The sequence below is a fragment of the Oxalobacteraceae bacterium OTU3CAMAD1 genome (assembly GCA_024123915.1).
Classification (GTDB): domain Bacteria; phylum Pseudomonadota; class Gammaproteobacteria; order Burkholderiales; family Burkholderiaceae_D; genus Rugamonas.
On sequence record CP099650.1, the window covers coordinates 1,769,653 to 1,794,931 of the forward strand.

Consider the following 25,279-nt stretch of genomic DNA (forward strand, 5'->3'; position numbering starts at 1 on the left):
GTGTCCTTATTTGGCCACTGCTGCTGCAGCACCGGCGGCACGCGCCGGTGCGCCCTCGGCGACGACGTGTACCAGGTCGCCGTCGTTGAGGAAGCCCGCGCCGCGCAGCACCACCTGCATGTCGGCCGTCAGGCCGCCCTTGACCTCGATGCGGTCGCCCAGGCGGCGGCCCGGCTGTACCTTGATCTGACTGACCTTGTTGTCCGTGTTCAGGCGAAACACGAAGCTGAAGCCGTCGCGCACCACGATCGATTGCTGCGGCACCGTCAGCGCGTCGGATTTACCCAGCTCGAACTGGCCGCTGGCGAACATGCCGGCCTTGAACGGCGCCTCGCCGGCGCCCGCGTTCAGCGGCAAATCGACATACACCAGCGCGGAGCGGGTTTGCAGGTCGACGGTCGGCGCGATCATGCGCACCTTGCCGGTCACTTCGCTGCCGTTGGCGGCCTTGACGACGGCCGGGGTGCCCGGCTTGAGGCTGCGCAGGTCGTTGGCGACCACCTCGGCGCGCCATTCCAGGCGGCCCTGGCGGATCATGCGGAACAACTCCGTGCCCGGCGCGGACACCGAACCGACGGTGGCGTTGGCGGTCCTGGCGGAGATGATGCCGCTGTCCGGCGCCACCACCTTGGTGTATTTAAGGCGCAGCTGCTGGTTCGCCAGCGCCGCCTTGGCCGAAGCGATGCGGGCGTTGGCGGTTTGCTCGGTGGTGTTGTACTGGCTGATTTGCTGCGCGCTCAGGGCGCCGGAGTTTTGCAAGGTGCGCGCGCGGGCCGCATTGGCCACGGCGTCTGCGGCGTTGGCCTCGGCCTCCTGCAGCGCGGCTTTCGACTGGGCGATGTCGGCGTTGATGGTCTCGGCCGAGAACACGGCCAGCACATCGCCGGCCTTGACGACGTCGCCGACGTTGACGCGAACCTCGGTCAGGCGCAGGCCGTTCGATTCGCTGCTGACGCTCGCCTCCTGCCAGGCGGCGACGTTGCCGTTGGCGGAAAGCTTGATCGGCGCGCTGGCTGTCGATGGCTTGGTGGTGGTCACGGTCAACGCGGCCTTGGGCGCCGTGGTTTTCTTTTCATCGGCGGCCTGCGTGGCCGGCGAGTACACGGCCATGCCGATGCCGCCGGCGACGAAGACTGCCAGCACGGCGATGGCGAGCGGTTTCAGATTGGTTTTCAAAGTTTTCATGATTGGACGAATAGGTTGTTTTTATTGGACGTTGGCGCCGTTGGCGTTGGCGGTGGCAATGGCGGGGGCGCCGTCGGCCGGCGCGCTCCAGCCGCCGCCCGCGGCGCGGTACAGCGATACCCAGGCGGCGCTGCGTTCGCGCTGCAGGTTGATGACGGTTTGCTCGGCGGCCAGGCGGGTGCGGCGCGCGTCCTCCAGTTCGAACAGGCTCGCCATGCCGTTCTTGTAGCGGTCTTCGACGGCGGTGAAATTGACGCGGTAGCCGTCCAGCGCCGTCTGGGCGTCGGTGGCGCGCGCGGCGGTGCCGTCCAGGTTGACCAGCGCCTGTTCCAGTTCGCTGACGGCCTGGCGCACCGTGGAGCGATAGCTGGCGACGGCGTAGTCGTAGCGGGCGCCGGCCGCGTCGACGTTGGCGCGGCGCCGGCCTGCATCGAAGATCGGCACCGAGACCGACAACGGGCCGATGGTCCAGGTGTCGGTCTTGGTGTTGTCGCCGCCGGAGCGGAAGTTGGCGATGCCGACAGAACCGGATAGGGTCAGGCGCGGGTAACGCTGCGCCTGGGCGTTGCCCACCTCCGCGCTGGCGGCAGTCACTTCGCGTTCGGCGGTAAACACGTCCGGGCGCTGGTTCAGCGTATTGGCAGGCAGCGCGGCGATCGCCATGGCCGGCGCCACCGCGTCGGCGGCGGCCACGCCGGAGGAAAGTTTCTGGCGCAGTTCCGCTTCCGGCAGCGCCGTCAGCGCCACCAGCACCTTGACGTTGACGTCGCAGGTGGCGCGCTGGGTCAGGTAGCGGTTGCTGCCTTCGGCGGCGCTGGCGCGCGCCAGCGCCAGGTTGGCGGGCGATTCGAAGCCGGCGGTAGCGCTCAGCTCCGTCAGGCGCGCGGTGTCGGCGCGCGAGGCGGCGTCCTGTTTGGCGACGGCCAGCAATTGTTCGCAGGCGCGCAGCGCGTAGTATTGGTTGGCCACTTCGGCGGCGACGGAGACGCGGGCGTCATGCCAGCCGGCGTGCGCGCTGTCGAGGCGCGCCTGCGCGGCGTCGCGGGTGGCGCGGTTGGCGCCGAAAACGTCGATCTCCCAGGATGTTTGCAGCGCCGCCTGCGAGGTGGTCCCCATCGGCAAGGTCGATTGCTGGTTGGCGCGGCTGATGCTGCCCGTGCCGTCGAGCGTAGGCACCAGCGCGGCGCCGGCGGTCACGCGGTCGGCGCGCGACTGCGCGATGCGCGAGGCGGCCGACGCCACCGTCGGGCTGACCCCCTGCGCCGATTCGATCAGTTGCACCAGCAGCGCGTCGGCCTGGTGACGCCACCAGGTGGCCAGGTCGGCCTGATTGCCGTTGTGGGGCAACTGCGAGGGCAACTGCGGCGGCAACTGCGCGGGCAGCGGTGCCTGCCATTGTTGCGGCGCCCGGGCGTCGACGTGCGGCGCGGGTGGCGTCAGGGCGCAGGCGCTAAGCGCCGTGGCGACGGCCAGTGCCGCCGTCGCGCGTACAATAATCTTCATGCTTTCCTTTGGAGTCTAAGTTTTTCGGCATTGAACAGCGCTTCTGCATAGTCGACCAGCCGTTCGCCCCACTCGGTTATCGCCTCCGGCGCAGACAACATGTGTGGGGTGATCGCATTGATGACGTCTTGGGAGATCAATAATTGTATGCAGAGCGCGGGAATTGAAAAAGCCAGCCGGTGGACGTCGTCGGTCGCTTCGGCCAGGCCCAGATGGCGGCACAGCACCCCGACCAATGCCAGGTGCTCGGGCTTGATGTTGTTTTCCACTTCCATCGCCCACAGCCCGGTGGGCTCGAGCATCTCGCGGAAGAACAGGCGCAACATCACATCCGCCTCCTTGTTTTCCTTCAGCAGCGGGGCGATCATCTGACCGTAATAGCCTTCCAGCGATTCGCGCAGCGTGAAATGGGGCTGGTCAAACGCGGCGACATTTCCTCCCGCTTCGGCGCACATAAAGCTGAAGCAGGCCTGGTACAGGCCCGCCTTGTCGCCGAAGTAGTAGCTGATGGCGGCGACGTTGGTGCCGGCCGCCTGGGCGATCTCGCGCGTGGAGGTTTTGGAAAATCCCTGCTGGCCGAACAGCCGCATCGCCGAGACAAGCAGGCGCTCGCGCGACTGCTCGCCATCGGAGCGTGGCTTGCGGACGTCGTCCGCTGGCTGGCTGGAGGCCGTGGTGGTGGCGTTGGGGGAGGTGACTTTAGCGTTCATGGCGGGATTACATCACATAACTCAAACAAATGATATAACTAAATCGTTTGTTTAATTTAGTGATGAAGTATCGCAGTGCAGCAGAGCTAACTCATCGACAACTCTGCCGTAAACATCAAAAAACAGGCAAAAAAAAGCCCGCGACCGTGAGGTTGCGGGCTCAATTCCAATGTTCAGCGAACGGTTGGAGGAGACAGTTCCAATATATCCCGATTTATGTTGCGGTGCAATACGGTAAAACTACTGTATTTTTGTTGCCACACTGAATTATCTGGCTAGCCACGCCGTGGCAACGCCAGGGTGAACGTGCTGCCGTGGCCGAAATCGCTCTTGAAGAACAGCGAGCCGCCGATCAGGTTGGCCAGGTTCTGGCACAGGTACAGTCCCAGTCCGGCGCCTTCCGCGTGCCGGGTCGACGTCGAATCGAGCTGCGAGAACGCCTGGAACAGTTTGCTCTGGTCTTCCTCGCGGATGCCGGCGCCGCTGTCGGCCACCGAGAACTCGATGATGTTCTGGCCTTCGCCCGGACGCAGCGCCAGTGTCACGCGCACGGTGCCCGTTTCGGTGAACTTGATGGCGTTGTTGCCAAGGTTGAGCAGGATCTGCGTCAGCGCGCGGCGGTCTGTCTCCAGCACGACGGCGCCCGGCGCCAGGTCGATCTCCAGCGCCAGCCCTTTTTGCAGCGCCAGCGGACGCAGGGTGTCGACGACGTCGGTGACCAGCTCCTGGCACTGCACCGTCTCCAGTTCCAGGGTCACCTTGCCGGCTTCGATCTTGGCCACGTCGAGGATGTCGTTGATCAGCGAGAGCAGATGGCGCGCGCTGGTGCGGATGGTGTTGAGCTGCTTGTCCTGTTCCGTCGTCAGCGGGCCGGGGAGCTTCATCAACAGCGCGCCGGTGAAGCCGATGATGGCGTTGAGCGGCGTGCGCAACTCGTGCGACATGTTGGCGATGAAGGCCGACTTCATGCGGCTGGCCTCTGCCAGCTCCAGGTTTTTCAGCGCGATCTCGCGGTTGATGGTTTCCAGCTCGCCGGCGTGGTGGGCCAGGCGCATATTGAGCTCGATCACCTGGCGCTCGCGCGCCTGCAATTCGCTGTTGACCTGCACCGCCTGTTCGTAGGTGGAGATCAGCAGGTCGAGGATTTGCTGGCGTTCGGCGTTGATGAAGTGCTTTTGATCGCCCAGGTAGAGGGCGATGCCGACCTCCATGTTCTGGTTCTTGCGCAGCTTCTGGTTCATCAGCATATGGCCGATGCGGTTGAGCAGATAGTCTTCCGCGTACGGTTTGCGGATGAAGTTATCGGAGCCGCATTCGATGCCGCGGATGATGTCCTTCGGGTCCATCAGCGACGTCACCAGGATCACCGGGATGTCGCGCAGGGCCGGATCGGTCTTGATGGCGCGGCACAAGGTGTAGCCGTCCATTTCCGGCATCACGATGTCGGACAATACCAGGTGCGGCTTGCGTTCGCGGATCGCTTCCAGCGCCAGCCGGCCGTTGCCGGCCACGCGGGCCTTGTAGCGCATCGACTGGATCAGGCGGCGCAGTCTTTCGGCCTGGGTAGGGCTGTCTTCGACGATCAGAATTTCGATTTCGTCGGGCTGTATCTCGTAGCTGGCGTCCACAGACGGCCCTCCTGATTGCGGTATTTAGCTGATGTGACTATATCGGATTTAGCCCGGAAGCAGGGGATTTTCCTGTCCCTGGAAACCGCCCGCGCGCCAGGTCAGCACCAGCGTGTCGCGGTGGCCATGCCCGGATAGCGGCTGGATCGGCGTCGATTCGTGGATCACGGTGGCGTCGTCGAGCAGCAGCATGGTCCACGGCGCGGTCATCGTGAAGCGTTTGCCGTTCGGTCCATCGGCTTCAAAGATGCGAGTCTCCCCGCCTTTGATATCGGCGCGCGCGATCAGGATCACGGCGACGAAATCGACGCCGTCGCGGTGCGCGCCCTCCGGCGTCGGGCGGCCGATGCCGTCGGTGGTGTCGATGCGGAACTGGTGCGCCTCCACGTACCACGGCTTGCCGGCATGGGCGTCGCCGCGCGCGGCGGCGCACACCTGCCCGATGGCGCCCACCAGCGCATGCCAGGCCGGTTGCGCCACGGTCTCCGGCAGCATCGGCTCGAACAGCCGGTTCATGCCGCCGTGCAGGGCGTTGTATTCGAGCGGCTGCCAGTGGGCCCGGTGCGCCGTCTGCGTCAGTTGGCTGCCGTCTTGCACGAAGCACGAGTGGCGGCGGCGCCGATAGCGCCCGCCGTCCTTCAGATAGTTATCCAGCGCCAGCGCGTCCCAGCCTGGAATGAGCGCGTTAAGCTCGGCCAGCGGCACGCCGGCCAGCGCGGCCACGTCGTCCGGGGCCAGCAGGGCGTAGCCGGCGCCGCGCAGCGCCGCCACCGTGTCGCCCGGCGGCGTGAAAATGGGGGTGGAGGTCGTCATCGCTCAGCCGGCCGAGGCCATCAGGCTGGCGCGCAGCGCGTCGAGCTGTTGTTTCATGCCCACCACTTCGTCCAGGGTGCACTTGGTCGCTTGCAGGATGGCAGGCGGCAGCTTGGCCGCCTCGTGGCGCAGCGCGTCGCCCTGCGGCGTGAGCGTGATGATGACCTGGCGCTCGTCGCTGGCGGCGCGGGTGCGGGTCAGCAATTCGGCCTGCTCCATGCGCTTGAGCAGCGGCGTCAAGGTGGCCGAGTCGAGGAACAGGCGTTCGCCCACTTCCGAGACCGTCAGCTCGTTTTTCTCCCACAGCACCATCATGACGAGGTACTGCGAATAGGTCAGGCCCAGGCCGCGCAACAGCTTGCGATAGATTTTACTCATCGCCAGCGATGTCGAATACAGCGCAAAGCACAGCTGCCCGTCCAGCTGCGGTACGGCGGCTGCCGTGGTGTCGTCGGGTTGTTTTTTCGTGTTCATGCTTCCATTATGGGTAGTGCGCTATACAATTGCAAGCGATGGCGTGTAAAAAATATTCGGCGGCAGATTAGGCTGATCATCCGGCCCCACTCAGTTATGATTGGGTTGAGATGCTGCGCGGACCAGCAAGCGACAGCTGTTGTATAGGACTAATCCGGGGGAGTAGCGGTACATGAACGTCAAAAAAGCCATCGTACTCATCGTCGACGAGGCTTCGGACAATCTGATCGAGATGAATCGACTGTTGCAGAAACAGTACGAAATCCGCTTGGCCAACAGCGGCCGGGCGGCGCTGTCGGTGATGCAGCAGGTGCCGCGCCCGCATCTGGTTGTACTGGACACGGCGCTGCCCGACATCGACGGCTACGCCGTCTGCCAGCAGCTCAAATCGAACCCCGATACCGCCGACATCCCGGTGATCTTCCTGCAAGCCGGTGAAGAGCGTGACGAGGAGCGCGCCCTGATGGAGGGCGGCGCCGACGTCGTCGCCAAGCCGGTGGTCGGCGACGTGCTGCGCGCGCGCGTCGACACCCACCTGCAGCTGCGCCACTCGCGCGAGCTGCTCAAGCAGCAGCGCAACCTGCTCGAACACGTCGTCGAGGAGGTCACGCTGGAGCTGGGCCAGATGCTCGACGCGATGATCTGGGCGCTGGCGTCGCTGGCCGAGACGCGCGAATACGAGACCCCCAACCACCTGCGCCGGGTGCAGCACTACGTGGTCGCGCTGGCGCGCCAGCTGCAAGGGCACAAGCGTTTTTCCGAGGAGCTCAGCGACGCCAACATCAAGTCGCTGTACAAGGCCGCGCCGCTGCACGACATCGGCAAGGTGTCGATTCCCGACGCCATCCTGCTCAAGCCGGACCGCCTGACCGAGGCCGAATTCTCCGTCATGAAAATGCACACGGTGTACGGGCGCGACGCCATCGTCAACGTCGAAAACCACCTCGGCTACACCAATACATTCCTGCGCTACGCGCGCGAGATCACCTACTCGCACCAGGAGAAGTACGACGGCTCCGGCTATCCCGAGGGCCTGGCCGGCGAGGCGATCCCGATGTCGGCGCGGCTGATGGCGGTGGCCGACGTCTACGACGCCCTCATTTCCAAGCGGGTCTACAAGCCGGCCTTCACCCACGAGACGGCGATGGAAATGATACGCCAGGCCAGCGGCGAGCATTTCGATCCCGACGTGGTGGACGCGATGCTGACGGCCGAGGAGGAATTCATGGCCATCGCCGAGCGCTATAGCGACAGCCACGGCGACGAAGTCGGCGACTGCCTGCCGTTCGTCGCGACCTGACCCGGTACCGAGATGCGCTCGCGCGGCTTACTGGCTTTCGCCATCGGCATCTGCGTGACAGTCGGCACTTGCTATGTGGTGGCCACCGAGCAGCGCGCGCAGGTGCGGGCCAACTTCCAGCGCGACGCCGACAAGGTCACGCGCGACACCGAGGTGCGGTTGCAGACCTACTTCGACATGCTACTCAGTATCAAGGGCATGTACGCGCTGGATGACCGCATCGACCGCGCCAGTTTCAACCGCTTCATCCGCGAGCTCAGGCTGGACCGGCGCTATCCCGGCTTCCAGGCGATCCAGTTCGTGCGGGTGGTGCCGGAGGAGCGGCTGGCCGCGTTCACCGAGTCGGTGCGTCGCGACACCAGCGTCGATCCGCGCGGTTATCCGGAGTTCCACGTCCATCCGGCCACACGCCGGCCGGTGCACTACATCATCGAATACACCGAGCCGTTGAAGGGCAACGAGAATGCCTTCGGCCTCGATCTGGCGATGCTGGCGCCGCATTTGAAGTCGCTGGAGATGGCGCGCGACAGCGGCGACATCGTCGCCACCGAGCGCATCACGCTGGTGCAGGACAACAGCGGCGAACCGGGTTTCGTGGCGCGCGCGGCGGTCTTTCGCAACGGCATGCCGACCCGGACGGCCGAGCAGCGCGCCGAGGCGCTGGTGGGATTCGTCGCCATCGTCTTCCGCGTCAACGCCCTGATGCGCGAGGTGATCGACGCCCCCTTGCTCGAGCACCTGCACGTGCGGATCGAGGACAGCGGCTACGGCGGCACGGCCATGCCGCCCGCGTCGAGCGACACGCTGTTGTACGACAGCGATGGCAAGGTCGACGCCATCGAACCGGCCAAATTGCTGCCGCTCGATTTAACCTCGCTCAAGGTGCTGCCGGTGGGGCACCGGCGCTGGCTGCTGCGCTTCCACGGCCACGAGGGATCGCGCTACGGCAGTTCGTCGATGCCGGTGCTGCTGATCGGCGTGGCGGGATTCATCATCAGCGCCTTGATCGCCGCGCTGCTGGTGTCGGGGCGGCGCCTGACCGACGCCAAGCACGGACTGGAACACAGCCTGGCGGAGCTGGAGCGGCAAAAGAGCAACGTCGAGCAGGCGCGCAGCGATCTGGCGTCGGTGGTGCAGACGCTCAAGCTGGCGCAGACCAATCTGGTGACGTCGGAAAAAATGGCGGCGCTGGGCGCGCTGGTGGCCGGCGTGGCGCACGAATTGAATACGCCGATCGGCAACAGCCTGCTGACGGCCAGCGCGCTGAGCGACATGGTGCGCGACTTCGAGCGGCGCCTGGCGGCCGACGGCGGCCTGAAACGCTCGGCGCTGGAGGCGCACCTGGCCGAGGCGCGCAAGGCCTGCGACATCATGAACACCTCGCTGACGCGCGCCGCCGATCTGATCACGTCGTTCAAGCAGGTGGCGGTGGACCAGGCCAGCGGCCAGCGGCGCAAGTTCCATCTGGAGGATGTGGTGCGCGACACGCTGGCGACCTACGCGACGCAGCTGCGGCGGCGCGTATGCGAGGTCAGTGTCGATGTGCCGCATGACCTGGAGTTCGATTCCTATCCGGGCAGTATGAGCCAGGTGCTGAGCAACTTGATCGGTAACGCGCTGCTGCATGGCTTCGACGGTCGCGACAGCGGCGCCATCAACATCAGGGCGCGGCGCAGCGCCGAGGGCTCGGCGACCCTGGAATTCCGCGACGACGGCGTCGGCATGACGTCCGGCACGCTGCACAAGATCTTCGATCCGTTCTTCACCACCAAGCTGGGGCAGGGCGGCTCGGGGCTGGGGATGAATATCGTTTATAACATCGTGACCGGCGTGTTGCGGGGGACGATCAGGGTGGAGGCGGAACCGGGGAAAGGCACGTGCGTGACGTTGGATTTACCTCTCGATCCACCACGGTGACACGCGGGCGACCCCTCAATTTTTAATACCGCTCGCGCAGGAGCGCCAGCATCGCCACGTTCAGCTCCCACGCGTTCGACACTTCCTTTTGCGTGTAGGGCAGCGTTTGCGTGTACGGCACCGGGCCGAACTCCGGCGTCAGCGTCAGGCGCTCGGCGCCGGCCGCGCGCCGCAGGCGCACCACCTCGTCCCACCACGACAGATGCGCTTCGAGCGCGGCCTGCGATTCCGGCGCGCGGAAGTCCGCCACCTGCGGGCCCTGCGGATGGCCGACGCGCGCGTGGATGTGGCGCACATGCGGCAAGGTCGCTGCCAGGGTTTGCGGCTGGTCGTCGAGCAGCGATTCGCAGGCGCAGCACCAGTGCGACAGATCGGCCGTCAACCGCAACTCCGGCATCCGCCGCAGATATGGCAGCAACAGCATCGGATGCGCGCTGAAACGGCTGCGGTGGATCTCGTGGTAAATCGGCACGCCGTGCCGGCGCGAGATGGCGTCCGCCAACTCCAGCAGCTCGCCGTTTTGCTCAGGCGTGAAGTAGTCCTTGCCGGTCTGCGAGTTCACATGCAACGGCCGGGCGGCACAGGCGTTGTTCAACAACTCGTCCAGCGCCGCACGCTGCGCGTCGAAGGCCGGCACAAGCGCCGTCTCCCACTGCGACGCGATCAGTCCCAGCCCGGCGGCGGCGATGCGGCCGGTCCAGTCATCGCGCGCGGCGGCGTCCAGCGGCAGCGACATTTCGATGCCGTCGAAACCGGCCGCCTTGACGCGGTCGACGAACACCTGCGGCGCCAGCTCGTTGTTGCCCCAATGGGCGGCGAAGATTTGTACGATCAAAGGAAGCCCCGCACCGGGAAGCTGGCGTCGCGCTGGATCCAGTTAAGCGGCGAGTATTCGGTGGCGGCGTCGGTGACGTGCAGCGTATAGGCGTGGCGCGAAAAGGCCGAGCGGTTCGGCGCGCTGTAGTGCGGCAGCAGGCCGTGGAAGCATACCAGGCTGCCGGCCTTGCATTCGAGCGGCACGGCGGTGCTGTCGTCCGGCCACGGCATGTCGCTCAGTTTTTCCATGCGCACGTGGTCACCCGTGCGCAGGAAGCGTTCGCGCATCGGGCCGCGATGGCCGCCCGGCTCGGCCCACATGCAGCCGTTTTCCAGGGTCGCGTCTTCCAGCGCGAACCAGAACGTGGTCACGCTCACCGGATCGGTGTCGAAGTAGGTGGCGTCCTGGTGCCAGCGCACCTCGCCGCCGATGCCGGGCTGCTTGAAGATGTACATCGACTGCCACACCTGGGCGTCGTTCAGGCCCAGGTCGCGGGCGACGGCGACCAGGCGCGCGTCGGCCGAGAAGGTGCGGAACACCGGATCGAGATCGTGCATCGCGTGGCCGATCTTATTGATCGACAGCGACTTGTCCTGTTTCAGCTCGCCGTCCGGGCCGAAGGCCTCCTCTTCGAAGAAGCAGCGTATGGTGTTGTCGGAGCGCAGGAAGTAGTCGTCGGTGGTTTTTTCCTGTTCGACGGTGCTGAAGATGCCGGCGCCTTTCGGGTCGAATTCGTTGACAATCTGCGCCGCGCGGGCGCGCAGCGCGGCGATCTCTGCGGCGCTTTTGAAGTCCGGCAGCACGATGTAGCCATCGCGTTGATATTGTTGTTTTTGCGCGTCTGTCAGCATGCCCGGCTCCGGAATGATAGTAGTGATCAGGCATTGTACGGCGCGGCGCCGGGCCGAACAATCTGCAAAAGGTTGACACATTGTCGTCAAAATGGAGACAATCCAGCATGGATCAGTTACGCGCAATGGAGATATTCGTCGAGGTGGCAAGGCTGCGCAGCTTCAGCGAGGCGGGCCGCCGGCTGGGGCTGACGCGGGCGATGGTCAGCAAGCATATCCTGCAGCTGGAGGACCGGCTGCAGGCGCGCCTGCTGCACCGATCGACGCGGGAGGTGAGCCTGACCGACGCCGGCCAGGCCTATCTGGCGCCCTGCATGGCGACGCTGGAGCAGGCGCGCGAGGCGGCGCGCGTGGTCGCCCACAGCGGCGCGGAGCTGGCTGGACCGCTGCGGATACAGGCGCCGTCCAGCTTTGGCAGCGAATGGCTGGCCGGGGCGGTGGCGCGTTTCAACCTGCTGCACCCGCAGCTGTCGCCGATGCTGTACCTGGACGACGCGCTGCTCGATCCGATCGAGCACGGCTTCGACCTGACGATACGGGTGGGCGGCATCCCGGACGTGCACGCGCTGGCCATGCGCCCGCTGGCGCCGTGCCGGGGCGTGTTGTGCGCGTCGCCGGATTACCTGGTGCGGCATGGCGTGCCGCACACGCCGGAGGATTTGCATGACCACCGCTGCCTGCACTTCAGCCATCTGACCGACGGCACGGCGTGGCACTTCAGCAAAGGGGAGGAGCGGCGCACGGTGCGCGTGCAGGCCGCTTTCACGGCCAACAATGGGCTGGTGCTGCAGCAGGCCGCGCAGCAGGGGCTGGGCATCGTCTACAACACGACGTTCCTGGCCTGGCGCGCGCTGAGGGAGGGGAGCCTGGTGCCGGTGCTGGCCGACTGGGAGCTGCCGCTCAATTATCTGAGCGCGCTGTATCCGGCCAGCCGCCAGCCGTCGCCCAAGGTGCGGGCGCTGATCGATTTCCTGGTGGCGGAGTACCAGCCGGTGCCGCCTTGGGACAGCAAGTTGAACGTGATGGACCACGGATCCACGTAGGGCGGATTAGCGTAGCGTAATCGGCCAATGCATGCGCCGTCGGCGGCTTAAAAATGGCCGATTACGGCGTTCCGCCTAATCCGCCCTACGTGTCCTAGCGGCCGCCCAGACGGTTGTAGTGGATATGCGCGACGCTATCGTGGCCGCCCACATGCTGCGGCCATTGCAGCAAGGCTTGGCCGCTCTGGTCGATCGTCAGCGCCGGTTCGCGCATCGCGTTCACGCTTTCGGCGATCAGCGTCGGAGCATCCCATTTACCGGATGTGGCGCCGTAGCGCATGGCGTACATCTGATACTTGCTGCCCGTATAGCTCAACCATGACGCGACAAGGTTGCCGGCCGGGTCGGCCACAAGGGGCGGGCTCGAGACGGCGTAGCTGTTTACGCTCGGCAGCTTGCTCCAGGCGCCGGTCGACGACTGGTAGCGGCGACCTTCGATCGTCGCCATGGCAAGCACGGTGTTGAATTCGCCCCACACCAGCGTGGCGTTGCCGGCAGGGTCGAAGACCAGCTGGCCGCGTCCCGCGTCGCCGGTGCCGAGCGGCTCGGGCTTGCCCCAGCTATTGCCGGCGGCGTTGTAGCGCACGGCGCTCAGTTCGCCGTCGACGCTGGAGTCTTTCTTCAGGATGCCGACCGCATCGCCCGCCGGGTCGAAGCCGACGTTCATCGCATAGGAAATCTCCGTGGCGTTGGCCGCCACGATGGTGGCGCTTCCCCAGGACTTGGCGGCCGCGTCGTAGCGGGCCGCATGCGCGACCAGCGGTGCGAGCCAAACGCCGGCTTGCGACCACAGCACCATGGCGTTGCCGCCGGCGTCGATGGCGACTTGCGGAAAATAGAGATTGACCTGCACGGCCTGCAGTGGGCGCGCCGGCGTCCATTGCTTGGCCGCCGCGTCATAGTAGGCGGTGTCGATTGTGCCCAGGCTGGTGGTGTCGCCTTGATGCTGGATCCAGGCCACAACGATATTGCCGTTCGGAGCCTGCGCGACACGGGACGCGCCAAAGCGCGAGGAAGGACCGTTGGTGTTGGAAATCGTTGTCGGCGCGGACCAGCTGCCGCCGGCGGCGTCATAGCGCGCCGCCCTGATGACGAATTTGCCGCTTTCCTGGCGTTCCTCCCATATCGCACAGGCGTTGCCGTTGGCGTCGACGCTCAGCTCCGGGGAATACGCTTGCGCGCTATTGCCGTGGATATCGATCGAGGCGCCCCAGCGCTGGGTGGCCGCCGAATAATGGCGGGCCACCACGTGGCTGGTGTCCGATGTCGTGCTCATCAGCCACAGGCTGATGGTGTCGCCGTTCAGGGCGCCGCCGGTGGGCAGCGGGTTGCCGCCTCCGGAGAACGCGACCGATGGCGCGTCGGCGTCGATCACCGCCGTCGTGCCCCAGGTCGGCATGCGGGTATCGAAGCCGGTCTTCGACGGGGTGGCCAGCTTGCCGCCGGCGGCGCCGGCCACCGCGTCGGTGACGTTGAACTGGTAGTGGCTGCCCCAGACCAGCGGCCGGGCCGGCGTCAGCGTGGCGCTATTGCCGCTGACGCTGGCGCGAGCGTCGACCGCGCCGATAGCGCTGCTGAGCGAGAAAGATGTGGACGTCAGCGTCGCGAGGGCGGGCGCGGCGTCGAAGCTGGCGGTGGGGGCGGCGTCGACGCCGGCGAGGGCGCCGTCCGCAGGGGTGACGGCCGTCAGCTTCAGCGGCGCGGTGGCCGGCTTGTCGCCGCTTGGTGAAGCGCCGCCACCGCCTCCGCAGGCGGACAACAGTAAAGACAAGGCGCAGGCCAGCGCGCGGGATGGGTTACGCAATTGCTTTTCTCCAGTTGGGGGGGGGCGAAGATGGCGCACCGCCTGATGGAGGGAATTATAATATTAAAAAAGCACATGTGCTTTTTTGAAAATTATCTAGAGGAAGTGCCCAGGCACCAGGCGCCGTCGCGGTAGACCCGCTCGTCGTCCAGATACACCGCCTCCGTCACCGCGAACACGTCGACGTGATAGCGCGCCTCCTTGCGCTTGAACTGCGGCTTGGCGTACACCCCGTGCTTGGCGCCCAGCGACAGGTGGATGCCGCACATGCGCTCGAAGGTGCCGATGTCGTCGACCATGCAGTCGCGCGAAAACGCCCGGTTCATGCCGAAACCGAGCTCGCGCAGCCACACCTCGCCCTCGTGCGCGCGGATGATGGCGAGCATGTTGTCGAATTCCGGCGTGGCGTTTTCGGCGCCCACCACGCGGCCTTTTTCAACGATCAGGGTCACCGGCGTGGCCGGCTTGTTGACCAAAAACGCGGTGTCGCCGAAGACGAAGATGCGTACCCGCCCGTTGACCGCCTCCAGGTCGCGCGCCTCGGTGAACACCTCGCCCAGCGGGAACTGGCCGCCGACGTTGTTCATCCCGCTGTAGTCGCCGATATTGAGCTTGGCCGATTCGAACGGCGAGCCGAACACCAGCCGCTCGCCATCGCCGCTGTCGACCACGCCGTGTTGCGCGGCGTCGATGCGGGCCTTGAGCGCGTGGCCGACGCCCCGGTAGTAGGCCGGGTCGTAGGCCAGCGAAGCGATGTAGTGCAGCCCCTGTTCGCCCGGCATGCGCGACAGGTGCACGTGTTCGATCACCTTCAGGCCGCGCTTGAACAATTCGATACGGATGCGGAAGGCCTCGAGCCGGAAGCTGGTCGACTGGATCAGCACCACCAGATCGCCCGCCGCCATGCCGGCGAAGGCGGCCAGCACGTCGTCCGGCGAGACGGTGTCGAAGTCGACGAAATGCGCGTCCGGCACCACGCGGCGGTAGGCCTCGGTCAGCGCCCGGTTGAGGTCGGTGCGGGTGTCGTGGACGATCAGCGCGGCGCGCGGCGTGGCGTGTTCGATGGCCAGCGCCAGGGTGTCGCGCACGTTGCGCTCGGCCGTGTCGACCGCGTGTTCGGGAATGTCGCCGAAGCGGGAGGTAGTCATTGAGGAAACAGGGTCTGCCGTGGGGAAGGCGCCATTATAAGTGCTTTCATATGGGCATTCGCGCCGCCGCCACGCCGCAGCGCATTCTCCTTGTAATGACCAAGGGAGCGATATAGAATCAGGAATATAGCCTAGCAGCAACTCCTCGGCATAACAACAGGAAGCATGATGACGGTAATAATGGGACAGGATTTGCCGCTGGAGCGCCCGGACGCGAACGGACGCGCCGCGTTGTTCGTGCCGACGGCCAGCATCAAGGATGACGTGCTGGAGACGGTGCGCAAGGGGTCGGCCATTGTCGGTTTCGGCAACCATGACCGGACGTTAACCATCTATTACGAGAGCAACCGCTTCAACGAACCTAATCTGGTCAAGTGGGAGCAGAAGGCGCGCAAGGCCTTCGAGCGCCTGGCCGACAACCTGCCGACCGTGTCCAAGATGGTCAGCAAGCCGGAGAACTTCGAGCAGGTCGGCTACATCAGCAGCAAGGGCATCCTGATCCGGCGCATGGAGAAGCTGCTGAACTGGCTGGAGACGTCGGAGGCCGGCGAGACCGCTCCGACGTCGGAAAACATCGTCTTCACTCCGCCGCCGCCGCCCAAAAAGATCGACTGAAGCGCTTGTCTTCCTGTCATGACATGCCGTGCGCTGCATCCTCGCGCAATGTTGTATGTTAATGACAATATGTAATTCTTGAGGGAGACGATGATGGCTACTAATACAAGCACGACCATTCGCGGCGCCGGCGCCTTGCTGTTGGCAATGGCGGCGCTGCTGGGCGGTTGCCAGAAGGACGATCCGAGCGAGGCCGGTCCGGCCGAGCGCGCGGGCCGCAAGGTCGACGAGGCCACGGCCAAGGCCGGCAGCGAGTTGAGCCAGGTGCGCGACACCGCCGGCCAGCAGATGAGCGAAGCGGCCAGGGACACCAGCCAGAAGATCGACCGGGCCGCCGAGACGGCCGGCGAAAAACTGGACCGCGCCACCGATACGGCGGGACAAAGGATCGACAGCGCCGCCACCACGGCCGGGCAAAAGCTCAACGAGGCCAGCGAGGCGGCCGGCCGCAAACTGGAGCGGGCCGGCGAGAAAATGCAGGAAAAGGCGCAGGAGCGCGAAGCCGCTACGCCGGCAAAGTAACGGCGAAGAGCTGGATGCTCAGGCGGCGGCCGGGGTCAGCCCCCGCGCCGCCGTGTCGCCCGACACCACGCTTAAATCGACGAACCCGTCGCGCCACGCGCATTCCAGGTCCTGTTCGATCGCCTCCATCGACGTGTGCTCGAGGTTGGCGAAGCCGCGCACCCCATACGCGCGGTTGCGGCCGTGCGACTTGGCCAGGTATAGCGCCATGTCGACCAGGTTGACGGCCCGCTCCCACGGCAGCGGCACGCCGCCCGGCGTGAGCGGGAACGGCGAAAACCCGACTGATACGTTCACCGAAATCTCGTGCCCCTGATAGCGGATCGTCTGCGACGAGATCCCCGTTAGAATCCGCTGCGCGATGTCGTCCAGGCCGTGGCGCGGGCTGGCGGGCAGGAAGGCCAGGAATTCCTCGCCGCCCCAGCGCACGATCATGTCGGTCTCGCGCAGCGCGATGCGCAAATTCTCGGAAATCATTTTGAGCACCGCGTCGCCGGCGGCGTGGCCGTAGGTGTCGTTGACGTTCTTGAAGTGGTCGACGTCGAGCAGGAACAGTGCGCCGACGATGTCGTTGCGGTGCTCGGCGCGCTTTTCCATTTCCGGCGGCAGCTTCTCTTGCGGCTTGAGGCCGCGCATGTACTCCTGGAAGTGGCGCCGGTTGTACAGCGACGTCAACGGATCGAGCGTCGATTGCGCCTTGAGCTCGAGGTTTTTCTCCTCCAGTTGCGCGTTGGCGTTGCGTACCTTGCGGTACAACATGCCGATCATCACCGAGGCCAGTCCGAACACCAGCGCCAGCAGCCACCAGATGCGCTGCTGCAGGCGGCGATTGTCGATCTCCGCGCCCTTGAGCTGGTTCTCGCGGCTGAGCAACTCGATCTGGCGCTGCTTCTTCTCGGCCTCGTATTTTTCCTGCAGCTCCAGCATCGACTTCTGGCGCTGCTTTTCGAACAGTTCGTTCGATAGCTGCCGTTCGCGGTGGTAGGCCGACAACGCGCCGGCCAGGTCGCCCGAGCGCTCCAGCGCCTCGCCGTATTCATGCAGGACGGCTTGCAGGTCGGGCTTGTTGTTTTCCTGCTCGTAGCGCGCCATGCCCGCCTCGTACTGCTGTTTTCCCTCGGCGATGCGCCCCATGGACAGATAGGCCTGGCCCAGGTTCACGCGCGCCGTCGCCGCCGTCGACGGATCGTTGGTGCGCTCCGTCGAGCGCAGCGATTCGAGCGCGTATTGCGCCGCGCGCGGATAGTCCTTCTCCTTGAGATAGCTGTCGGACAGGTTCACCAGGGTGACGCCGACCATGCGTTCGGCGCCCAGCTTGCGTTCCAGTTCCAGGCTGAACAGCAGCGCCCGCAAGGCGCGCTTGGGCTGGCCGGAATCGATCGCCAGGCCGTATTCGGTGTTCTTGGCCATCGCCATGCGGCCCGGCGACTTGAGCTTTTCGGTTTCGGCCAGCAGCTCCTCCAGGGTCTCGGAGGCCTGCTCGTATTCCTTCATCTGCGTGTACAGCTTGGCCAGCGCGTTGAGCGCGGCGGCCGGCATCGCCGGGTCGTCGCGCACCGTGCGCGACAGGTCGACCGCCTGTTGCAGCTTGATCAGCGCCTGCGGGAAGTTGCCCTGCTCGGCGTAGCTCTGGCCCGCCGTGATGGTCGCCTGGGTGCGCAGCGCGGCGTTGTCGGTGCTCATGGCCAGTTTTTCGGCGTCGAAGGCGAGGGCGTGGGCGGCGTCGACCTCGGCCTTGGCGGACAGCACGTAGACCTTGTTGAGCAGGCCCTTGGCGACGATAACGTTGTCTTTGAGGCTCTTGCCGTAGGCGATGACCTGTTCGGCGCCGGCCATCGCCTCGGTGTTGTCGCCCATGCGCATGCGCGATGCGCTGATCTGGACCAGCAGTTCGGCACGGGTGTACGGGGATTTGTCGGCCGCCTCCGGCTGCAGCTTCAGCAGCTCGGCCAGCGCCTTGTCGGGGACGAAGCGGCTTTGCTCGCGGATGTCGAACAGGCGGCTGTTGAGGGTGGCCTCGTCCATTTGGGCGAAGGCCGCCAAGGGGCACAGCGTGAGAGCCGCCGCCAGTGCCCCGGTACGGGCCTGGATCAACCACCAGCTGTTTCTCATCACCGCCAACGCCAAGTCCCCTGAAAGCATTCCGCCACTGCGAAATAGTCCGGGTAATTATATTCTTGTTGCAACTGCGAAAGACGTGGCGCGCGTATTTTTCATCGAAAAGCGCACATGTTGACAAATGAAGATAGCCAGGATGGCAAGCCCGTGGCGCTTACGCGGCCAGCTGCTGCAACAGGTACAGCCGCTGATACAGTCCGCCGTCGATCTGCATCAGCTGCTCGTGCGGCCCGGTTTCGGCGATGCGGCCGTGATTGAGCACGATGATGCGGTCGGCGTCGCGGATCGTCGACAGCCGGTGCGCGATGGCGATCACCGTCACCTTGCCGCGCAATTCGTCCATCGCCACCTGCACGATCTGCTCCGTTTGCGAGTCGATGTGCGAGGTCGCCTCGTCCAGCAATAGGATGCGCGGTTGTCCGGCCAGCGCGCGGGCGATGGCGATCAGCTGCTTCTGGCCGACCGACAGGCGCGAGCCGCCTTCGCCCAGCGAGGTGTCGTAGCCCTGGTCGAGCGCCGTGATGAAGTCGTGCGCGTGCGCCGCGCGCGCCGCCGTCTCGATCTGCGCTTGCGTCAGGCCGCGTCCCATGTCGATGTTCTCGCGCGCGGAGGCGGCCAGCAGGAACGGGTCCTGCGGCACCAGCCCGACCTCTGCGCGGAAGCGTTCGTTGTCGATCTCGTCGAGCGGCACGCCGTGGATGGCGATGCTGCCGTGGCGCGCCGGGTAAAAGCGCAGCAGCAGCGACAGCAGGGTCGATTTGCCGCTGCCGGTGTGGCCGACGATGCCGAAGAACGCCCCCTGCGGGATTTCCAGCGACAGGTCGTGCAGCACCGTCTGGCCTTCGTTGTAGGCGAAGTTCAGGTGCTTGATCGCCACCGCCGGCTGGGCAACGTCGTTGTTGCCTGCCTTGCGGAGGTCGGCGCGACCGGTGCCGCCGTTGCCCGGCGACGCGGCGCTATGCTCGTCGGCCGCCGCCTCGTCCAGCAAAATCGCCACGCGGGCGCTGGCCACCACCGCCTGCTGCAGTTGGCTGAACTGCATGGTGATCTGGATCAGCGGCTCGATCACGCGCGCCAGGTAGCTGATGAAGGCGTACAGCACCCCCACCTCGGTGGCCGTCATCTCGCGGTTGCCGAACATGAAGATCACGGCGGCCAGCAGGATGATGTTGAACAGGTCCAGCGCGGGGCGCAGCAGCCAGGCGTTGGCGCGCAGCTCGGCCAGGCGCGCCGTGTAGTGGTCGTGGTTGGTGGCGGCGAAGCGGGCGCCGAAGCGGGCCTCGGCGTTGTTCGCCTGTAGCACGCTCATGCCGCCGATCGACTCGGCCATCTGGCCGTTGATGTCGCTGCGCAGCGCGCGGGCGCGGGTGACGGCCGGCGCGCTCCAGCGCTGGTACAGCCAGACGATCACCAGCACCGCCGGCAGCAGCGCCAGCACCATCGACATCAGGCGCCAGTCCAGCCACGCCATCGCGGCGATGGTGCCGACCAGGACGATCGTGCTGTCGAGCATGACGAACAGCACCTGGATGTACAGGTTCTTGACCGCCTCGGTGTCGTTGGTCACGCGCGAGACCAGCTGGCCGGTGATGGCGCGGTCGAAGAACGACATCGGCAACAGCAGCACATGGCTGTAGACCATCTGCCGCAGCCGCATCACCGAGCGCATCGCCAGGCCGGACAGGCGCACCAGTTGCAGGTAACGCAGGCCGCTGGCGATCCAGCCGGTCAGCAGCAGGCCGGCCAGCAGCGCGGCCATGCGCGGCCAGTCCAGGTGGCGCGGCAGCAGGTGTTCGTCGATCAGCGCCTTGCCCATGATCGGGCCGAGCACCTCCAGCAGCGCGGCCAGCATCAGCCACATCACGGCCCAGCCCAGGTGGTGCTGGTCGGGGCGGGCGGCGCGGTGCAGCAGCGCGAACGCCTGGCGCGTCTGGCTGCCGTTTTTTTCTTCGGTATTAGAGGGCATCGAGACTGGCTTCCAATTGTTGATAGCGCCACTGGCTGGCATACCAGCCGTCCTGCTCCAGCAGTTGTTCGTGGCTGCCGGTTTCGCTGATGCGGCCGTCACGCAGCACGACGATCAGATCGGCGTTGACGACGGCGCTCAGGCGGTGGCTGGCGATGACGGCGCTGCGGCCCGGGCGCGCCTGGCGCAGTTCCTCCAGGTGCTTGAGGATGCGCGTCTCGGTGCCGGTGTCGACCGCCGACAGCGCGTCGTCGAGCAACAGCAGGTCGTTATCGGCCAGCAGCGCGCGGGCGATGGCCACGCGCTGGCGCTGGCCGCCGGACAAGGTGATGCCTTTTTCGCCGACCTCGGTTTCATAGCCGTTCGGGAAGTTGAGGATGTCGTCGTGGATGGCGGCCAGGTTGGCGGCGTGTTCGACCTGCGCGCGCGTGGCGCCGGGGCGGGCCAGCGCGATGTTGTCGGCGATCGACGACGAGAACAGGAACGACTCCTGCGGCACCCAGCTGATGGCCGCGCGCAGCGCGTGCAGCCGGTACTGGTCGAGCGGATGGCCGCTCCAGCGCACGCTGCCCGATTGCGGCGTGAGCTGGCGCATCAGCACGCGCAGCAAGGTCGATTTGCCGCAGCCGGTGGGGCCGACCAGGCCCAGGGTCTGGCCGGGCTTGAGTTCGAGCGTGATGCCGCTCAGCGCGGGCGCCGATTGTTCCGGGTAGGAGTAGCCGACATTATCCAGCGCCAGCGGGCCGGGTTCCACCTTGGTCAGGCTGCCGTGGTCGTCGATGGCCAGCGGCGCGTCGAGCATCGGTTGCAGGCGCGCCCATGCGGCGCGTCCGCGCTCGATCAGCGACAGCACCCAGCCGGCGGCAAACATCGGCCAGATCAACTGGCCCAGGTACATGGTGAAGGCGGTCAGCGAGCCGATGGTCAGCTGGTTTTGCCACACCAGATAGCCGCCGACACCGATGGTCAGCGCGCTGGCGGCGGTCAGGGTCAGGCCGACGGCCGGCTCGTACGCCGCTTCCCACACTTGCGCGCGCAGGCTGGCGTCGGACGCGTGCTGCGCCAGCTCGCCGAATTGCTTGGCGCTGCGCTGTTCGAGGCCGAGCGCGCGCAGGGTGCGCACGCCGGACAGGGTTTCCTGCACATGGTCGTTGAGGTCGCTGAAGCGCTTGAGCGAGTCGGTCGAGGCGGTGTGGATATGGCCGGAGATGTACCAGAAGGCCCAGCCCATCAGCGGGAACGGCAGCAGGGCCACGCAGGCCAGGCGCCAGTCGACGCCGAGCAGCATCACGCCGAGCACCAGCACCAGGGTCAGCGCGCCGTCGAAGCCGGCCAGCATGGCCTCGCCGGCGGCCATCTCGATGGCGTCGATATCGTTGGTGGCCAGCGCCATCAGGTCGCCGGTGCGCTGGCGCTGGTAGAAGCCGGCGCCCTGCAGCGACATGCGCGCGTACAGGCGGGTACGCAGCGACACGCCCAGCTTGTAGGCGGCGCCGTACAGGATCTGGCGCCACGCCACGCGCAGGAAGTAGATGGACAGGCCGATCAGCAGCAGGCCGCCGATTTCCATCAGCAAGGCGTTGCCGGACAGGGTGTGGGCGGCCAGGCCGTCGATCATGTAGCCGACCTTGCGCGGCACCCAAACGGTGAGCGTCGCCACGCCGGCCAGCATCAGGCCGGAGACGGCATAGGCGCGGCTGTGCTGGCGTACGAAGCCGCCAATCAGCGCTGAGAGTGTAGACATGTTGCCTCGGAATAGCGTGGGGCCGGCGGAACGTTGCCGGCGCGTAGTCCGTTAGGATACAGCAAGGCAAAGAAAAGCGGGCCGGAGCCCGCTGGTTTGATGCTGGTGCTGGTGCGCGCTTGCCGGTTATTTCTTGCCTTTGCCGCCGCTGATCATGTCGAGCGGCTTGCCGGGAGCCGGTTTGCCTTTCGGCGCCACTTCCTTCAGCTTGGACGGCTTGGTCTCCGGCGCCAGCGCGATCGGCTTTGGCGACGGCACGGGGAAGGACGACTTGGCCGGGTCGGGTTTGACCTCGGCCTTGACTTCGATCGGCGCAGGCGGCTCGATCGGGGCGGCGGCCGGCTTCGGCTTGGCCGGGGCCTTGGCCGATTTCTGTGCAGGCGAGGCGACCGGTTCGTTGGCCGAGGCGGTCGATGCTTCCGCGATCACGGGCGCGTTGTCCGGCGTCGCGACGGCGGCCGAGACGGCGGCGGCCAGCGTCGGGGGCGGGGCGGCCGGTTCGGGAGCCGGTGCTGTTTCGACGAGCGGCGCCACGACCGGGTCGACAGAGGCCAGTGGCGCCGGCTTGGCGGCGGGCACCGAGGCCGCCGCCGGGGCCGGCTTGACCACGGCGGCCAGCGGCGATGCCTTGGCCAGCTGCTGTGCCTGCTCCTGCGCCTGTTTAATGCCGCTCTGCGCGCTTTGCAGCAGCTCGCTCTGAGCGGCGGTGGCGATGCTGACCAACTGGCGGCCATAGGCCAGCAGATTGTCGAAGCCGGTCGGCTGCGCCGCGTTCAGGCTGAAGAGTTCCTGGGCATCCTTGGCCTCCAGCAGCTTCCTGGCGGCGGCCGACGATTTCTCGACCGAGGCCTTGGTGGTGCTGAGGTTCAGCGCAATGACTTTTTCGGCGCTGTCGACAGCCGTGCTGGCGAAGGTGTTGAAGATTTTAAACTGGGCTTCCAACTGCGATTTCGTGACGGCGGAAAACTGTTCGGTAAGCGAAGACATGGTTTCTCCTGGACGACGGTGGACGTCTGTTGCGATGCAATATAAGAACATTCTAGCGACGAACAACTGGCTTGGAAAGTTATTTTTTGTGCCATTGAAGAAAGAGTGCTGCTAGGAAAAATGCGGAGTAGACACTATCTCACCGAAGTTTGATTCAGCGCAAAATGCCCCGGTAAAAATTGCGTCGATTGCTGCGACGCAACAAGTGGTGTATTTCAGTGAAACTGACTACAATCGACTTACTGTAAAACAACGCCGGGAGCGTCCCCATGGATGTGGTCATCCGCAATGCCAATCTGGCCGACGGCCGGCAAGGCGTCGATATCGCCATCGAACACGGGCGCATCGCCGCCATCGGCCCCGCGCTGCCGGTCACGGCCGCGCGCGAGATCGACGCCGGCGGCGATCTGGTCAGCGCGCCGTTCGTCGACGCCCACTTCCACATGGACGCCACGCTCAGCTACGGCCTGCCGCGGGTCAATGCTTCCGGGACTCTGCTCGAAGGCATCGCGCTGTGGGGCGAGTTGAAGCCTGACCTGACGCAGCAGGCGCTGATCGACCGGGCGTTGCAGTATTGCGACTGGGCCGTGGCGCGCGGGCTGCTGGCGATCCGCTCGCATGTCGACGTGTGCGACGACCGCCTGCTGGCGGTCGAGGCGCTGCTGGAGGTCAAGCGGCGGGTGGCGCCGTATCTGGATTTGCAGCTGGTGGCGTTTCCGCAGGACGGCGTGCTGCGCAGTCCGACGGCGCTGGCCAATCTCAAGCGCGCCATCGCCATGGGCGTCGACGTGGTGGGCGGCATTCCGCATTTCGAGCGCACCATGGCCGACGGCGCCGAATCGGTGCGCATCCTGTGCGAGTTCGCCGCCGACCAAGGCTTGCGTGTCGATATGCACTGCGACGAATCGGATGATCCGCATTCGCGCCATATCGAAACCCTGGCGTATGAAAGCAACCGGCTCGGGCTGCACGGCCGGGTGACCGGTTCGCACCTGACGTCGATGCATTCGATGGACAATTATTATGTCAGCAAGCTGCTGCCGCTGATCCGCGAGGGCGGCGTGGCGGCCATCGCCAATCCGCTGATCAACATCACCTTGCAGGGCCGCCACGACAGCTATCCGAAGCGGCGCGGCATGACGCGCGTGCCGGAGATGCTGGCGGCCGGCATCGACGTCGCCTTCGGCCACGATTGCGTGATGGACCCGTGGTACAGCCTGGGCTCGGGCGATATGCTGGAGGTGGCGCAGATGGGCCTGCATGTGGCGCAGATGACGGGGCAGGACGCAATGCGCGCCTGCTTCGAGGCGGTGACGACGACGCCGGCGCGCATCCTCGGGCTGGAGCATTACGGCATCGCGGTCGGCAACCACGCCGACCTGGTGCTGCTGGACGCGGCCGATCCGGTGGAGGCGATCCGGCTGCGCGCGGCGCGGCGCCTGGTGATGCGGCGCGGCGCGGTGATCGCCGAATCGCCGCGCGCGCATGCGCGGCTCAATTTGCCGGGGCGGGCCGACAGCGTCAATTTCCGCCTGAACCGGTAGCGGCTGGACTTGCCGGCGGAAATCCATGACAATTGAATATGGTTTTATAACCCGCCTGGAGCCCACTTGAAAGAAATCGCCATCCGCGCCGCCACGGAAGCCGACTTCGGCGCCATGTGGGAGATTTTCCAGCAGCTCATCGCCAGCGGCGACACCTATTACTTTGCCGCCGACACCAGCCGCGAGGACTGCCACGCCTACTGGTTCGGCCCCGGCGTGCAATCGTATGTCGCGCTGCTCAACGGCGAACGCCTGGTCGGCATGTACCGCCTGATCCCCAACCAGCGCGACCGGGGAGCCCACGTGGCCAACGCTTCGTTCATGGTCAGCCCGGCGGCGCAGGGCGTCGGCGTCGGCAAGCTGCTCGGCGGCGACTGCCTGGACCGCGCCCGCGCCCAGGGCTACCTGGCGATGCAGTTCAACTACGTGGTCAGCTCCAACGTGGCGGCCGTGCTGCTGTGGAAAAAACTCGGCTTTTCCATCGTCGGCACCTTGCCGCGCGCCTATTACCACCAGTATCTGGGCTACGTCGACGTCTACGTCATGTACCAGTTGCTGGACGATCCCTCCCATTGGCCCGACGCCTGACT

21 protein-coding genes are annotated in these 25,279 nt (G+C 65.8%); 7 read left to right on the forward strand and 14 right to left on the reverse strand.

The window, feature by feature from the left end:
- Positions 1 to 6: 6 nt before the first annotated feature.
- From NHH88_07520 to NHH88_07545, 6 genes are all read right to left on the reverse strand, one after another.
- On the reverse strand, positions 7 to 1,185 hold the full coding sequence (locus NHH88_07520; GenBank protein USX15618.1) for an efflux RND transporter periplasmic adaptor subunit: 1,179 nt from the start codon (positions 1,183 to 1,185) through the stop codon (positions 7 to 9).
- A gap of 21 nt (positions 1,186 to 1,206) precedes the next feature.
- A complete protein-coding gene (locus NHH88_07525; GenBank protein ID USX15619.1) occupies positions 1,207 to 2,688 on the reverse strand; it encodes an efflux transporter outer membrane subunit in 1,482 nt (493 codons plus the stop codon).
- On the reverse strand, positions 2,685 to 3,398 hold the full coding sequence (locus tag NHH88_07530; GenBank protein ID USX15620.1) for a CerR family C-terminal domain-containing protein: 714 nt from the start codon (positions 3,396 to 3,398) through the stop codon (positions 2,685 to 2,687). Before NHH88_07530 ends, NHH88_07525 begins: the two co-directional genes overlap by 4 nt.
- A gap of 275 nt (positions 3,399 to 3,673) precedes the next feature.
- Positions 3,674 to 5,026 carry a response regulator gene (locus tag NHH88_07535; GenBank protein USX15621.1) on the reverse strand — a complete coding sequence of 451 codons (1,353 nt, stop codon included), beginning with the start codon at positions 5,024 to 5,026 and terminating at the stop codon, positions 3,674 to 3,676.
- A 48-nt stretch (positions 5,027 to 5,074) separates the two neighbouring features.
- Positions 5,075 to 5,839 carry a 2OG-Fe dioxygenase family protein gene (locus tag NHH88_07540; GenBank protein ID USX15622.1) on the reverse strand — a complete coding sequence of 255 codons (765 nt, stop codon included), beginning with the start codon at positions 5,837 to 5,839 and terminating at the stop codon, positions 5,075 to 5,077.
- A 3-nt stretch (positions 5,840 to 5,842) separates the two neighbouring features.
- A complete protein-coding gene (locus NHH88_07545; GenBank protein USX15623.1) occupies positions 5,843 to 6,313 on the reverse strand; it encodes a MarR family transcriptional regulator in 471 nt (156 codons plus the stop codon).
- Positions 6,314 to 6,485: 172 nt separating this feature from the next.
- Between NHH88_07545 and NHH88_07550 the strand changes: the two genes are divergently transcribed.
- Positions 6,486 to 7,613 carry a response regulator gene (locus NHH88_07550; protein ID USX15624.1) on the forward strand — a complete coding sequence of 376 codons (1,128 nt, stop codon included), beginning with the start codon at positions 6,486 to 6,488 and terminating at the stop codon, positions 7,611 to 7,613.
- Positions 7,614 to 7,667: 54 nt separating this feature from the next.
- A complete protein-coding gene (locus NHH88_07555) occupies positions 7,668 to 9,530 on the forward strand; it encodes a CHASE domain-containing protein (protein ID USX15625.1) in 1,863 nt (620 codons plus the stop codon).
- A gap of 22 nt (positions 9,531 to 9,552) precedes the next feature.
- Here NHH88_07555 and NHH88_07560 read toward each other — a convergent pair whose 3' ends face one another.
- Both NHH88_07560 and NHH88_07565 read right to left on the reverse strand, forming a co-directional pair.
- Complete coding sequence (locus NHH88_07560; protein ID USX15626.1) at positions 9,553 to 10,365, reverse strand: sugar phosphate isomerase/epimerase; 813 nt, start codon at positions 10,363 to 10,365, stop codon at positions 9,553 to 9,555.
- A complete protein-coding gene (locus NHH88_07565) occupies positions 10,362 to 11,198 on the reverse strand; it encodes a phytanoyl-CoA dioxygenase family protein (protein USX15627.1) in 837 nt (278 codons plus the stop codon). Before NHH88_07565 ends, NHH88_07560 begins: the two co-directional genes overlap by 4 nt.
- Positions 11,199 to 11,305: 107 nt before the next feature.
- On the opposite strand from NHH88_07565, the gene NHH88_07570 reads away from it, so the two are divergent.
- A complete protein-coding gene (locus tag NHH88_07570; protein ID USX15628.1) occupies positions 11,306 to 12,241 on the forward strand; it encodes a LysR family transcriptional regulator in 936 nt (311 codons plus the stop codon).
- 94 nt (positions 12,242 to 12,335) lie between these two features.
- Here NHH88_07570 and NHH88_07575 read toward each other — a convergent pair whose 3' ends face one another.
- On the reverse strand, positions 12,336 to 14,045 hold the full coding sequence (locus NHH88_07575; GenBank protein USX15629.1) for an Ig-like domain-containing protein: 1,710 nt from the start codon (positions 14,043 to 14,045) through the stop codon (positions 12,336 to 12,338).
- A 92-nt stretch (positions 14,046 to 14,137) separates the two neighbouring features.
- A complete protein-coding gene (locus tag NHH88_07580; protein ID USX15630.1) occupies positions 14,138 to 15,193 on the reverse strand; it encodes a hypothetical protein in 1,056 nt (351 codons plus the stop codon).
- Between the two features lie 168 nt (positions 15,194 to 15,361).
- Here NHH88_07580 and NHH88_07585 point away from each other — a divergent pair, with 168 nt between their 5' ends.
- On the forward strand, positions 15,362 to 15,808 hold the full coding sequence (locus NHH88_07585) for a hypothetical protein (GenBank protein ID USX17291.1): 447 nt from the start codon (positions 15,362 to 15,364) through the stop codon (positions 15,806 to 15,808).
- Positions 15,809 to 15,901: 93 nt separating this feature from the next.
- A complete protein-coding gene (locus NHH88_07590) occupies positions 15,902 to 16,330 on the forward strand; it encodes an apolipophorin (GenBank protein ID USX15631.1) in 429 nt (142 codons plus the stop codon).
- An 18-nt stretch (positions 16,331 to 16,348) separates the two neighbouring features.
- On the opposite strand, the gene NHH88_07595 is transcribed toward NHH88_07590, so the two are convergent.
- From NHH88_07595 to NHH88_07610, 4 genes are all read right to left on the reverse strand, one after another.
- The gene (locus NHH88_07595; protein ID USX15632.1) at positions 16,349 to 18,442 is read right to left on the reverse strand and encodes a diguanylate cyclase; all 2,094 of its coding nucleotides are present in this window, start codon (positions 18,440 to 18,442) and stop codon (positions 16,349 to 16,351) included.
- Positions 18,443 to 18,602: 160 nt separating this feature from the next.
- Positions 18,603 to 20,414, reverse strand: coding sequence for an ATP-binding cassette domain-containing protein (locus NHH88_07600; GenBank protein USX15633.1), 1,812 nt, complete (start codon positions 20,412 to 20,414; stop codon positions 18,603 to 18,605).
- Positions 20,404 to 22,158, reverse strand: coding sequence for an ABC transporter transmembrane domain-containing protein (locus NHH88_07605; GenBank protein ID USX15634.1), 1,755 nt, complete (start codon positions 22,156 to 22,158; stop codon positions 20,404 to 20,406). The genes NHH88_07600 and NHH88_07605 overlap by 11 nt, the downstream gene beginning before the upstream one ends.
- Before the next feature lie 126 nt (positions 22,159 to 22,284).
- Positions 22,285 to 23,145 carry a phasin family protein gene (locus tag NHH88_07610; GenBank protein USX15635.1) on the reverse strand — a complete coding sequence of 287 codons (861 nt, stop codon included), beginning with the start codon at positions 23,143 to 23,145 and terminating at the stop codon, positions 22,285 to 22,287.
- Between the two features lie 269 nt (positions 23,146 to 23,414).
- On the opposite strand from NHH88_07610, the gene NHH88_07615 reads away from it, so the two are divergent.
- On the forward strand, positions 23,415 to 24,689 hold the full coding sequence (locus NHH88_07615) for an amidohydrolase family protein (protein ID USX15636.1): 1,275 nt from the start codon (positions 23,415 to 23,417) through the stop codon (positions 24,687 to 24,689).
- Between the two features lie 66 nt (positions 24,690 to 24,755).
- The gene (locus tag NHH88_07620) at positions 24,756 to 25,277 is read left to right on the forward strand and encodes a GNAT family N-acetyltransferase (GenBank protein USX15637.1); all 522 of its coding nucleotides are present in this window, start codon (positions 24,756 to 24,758) and stop codon (positions 25,275 to 25,277) included.
- Positions 25,278 to 25,279: the final 2 nt, after the last annotated feature.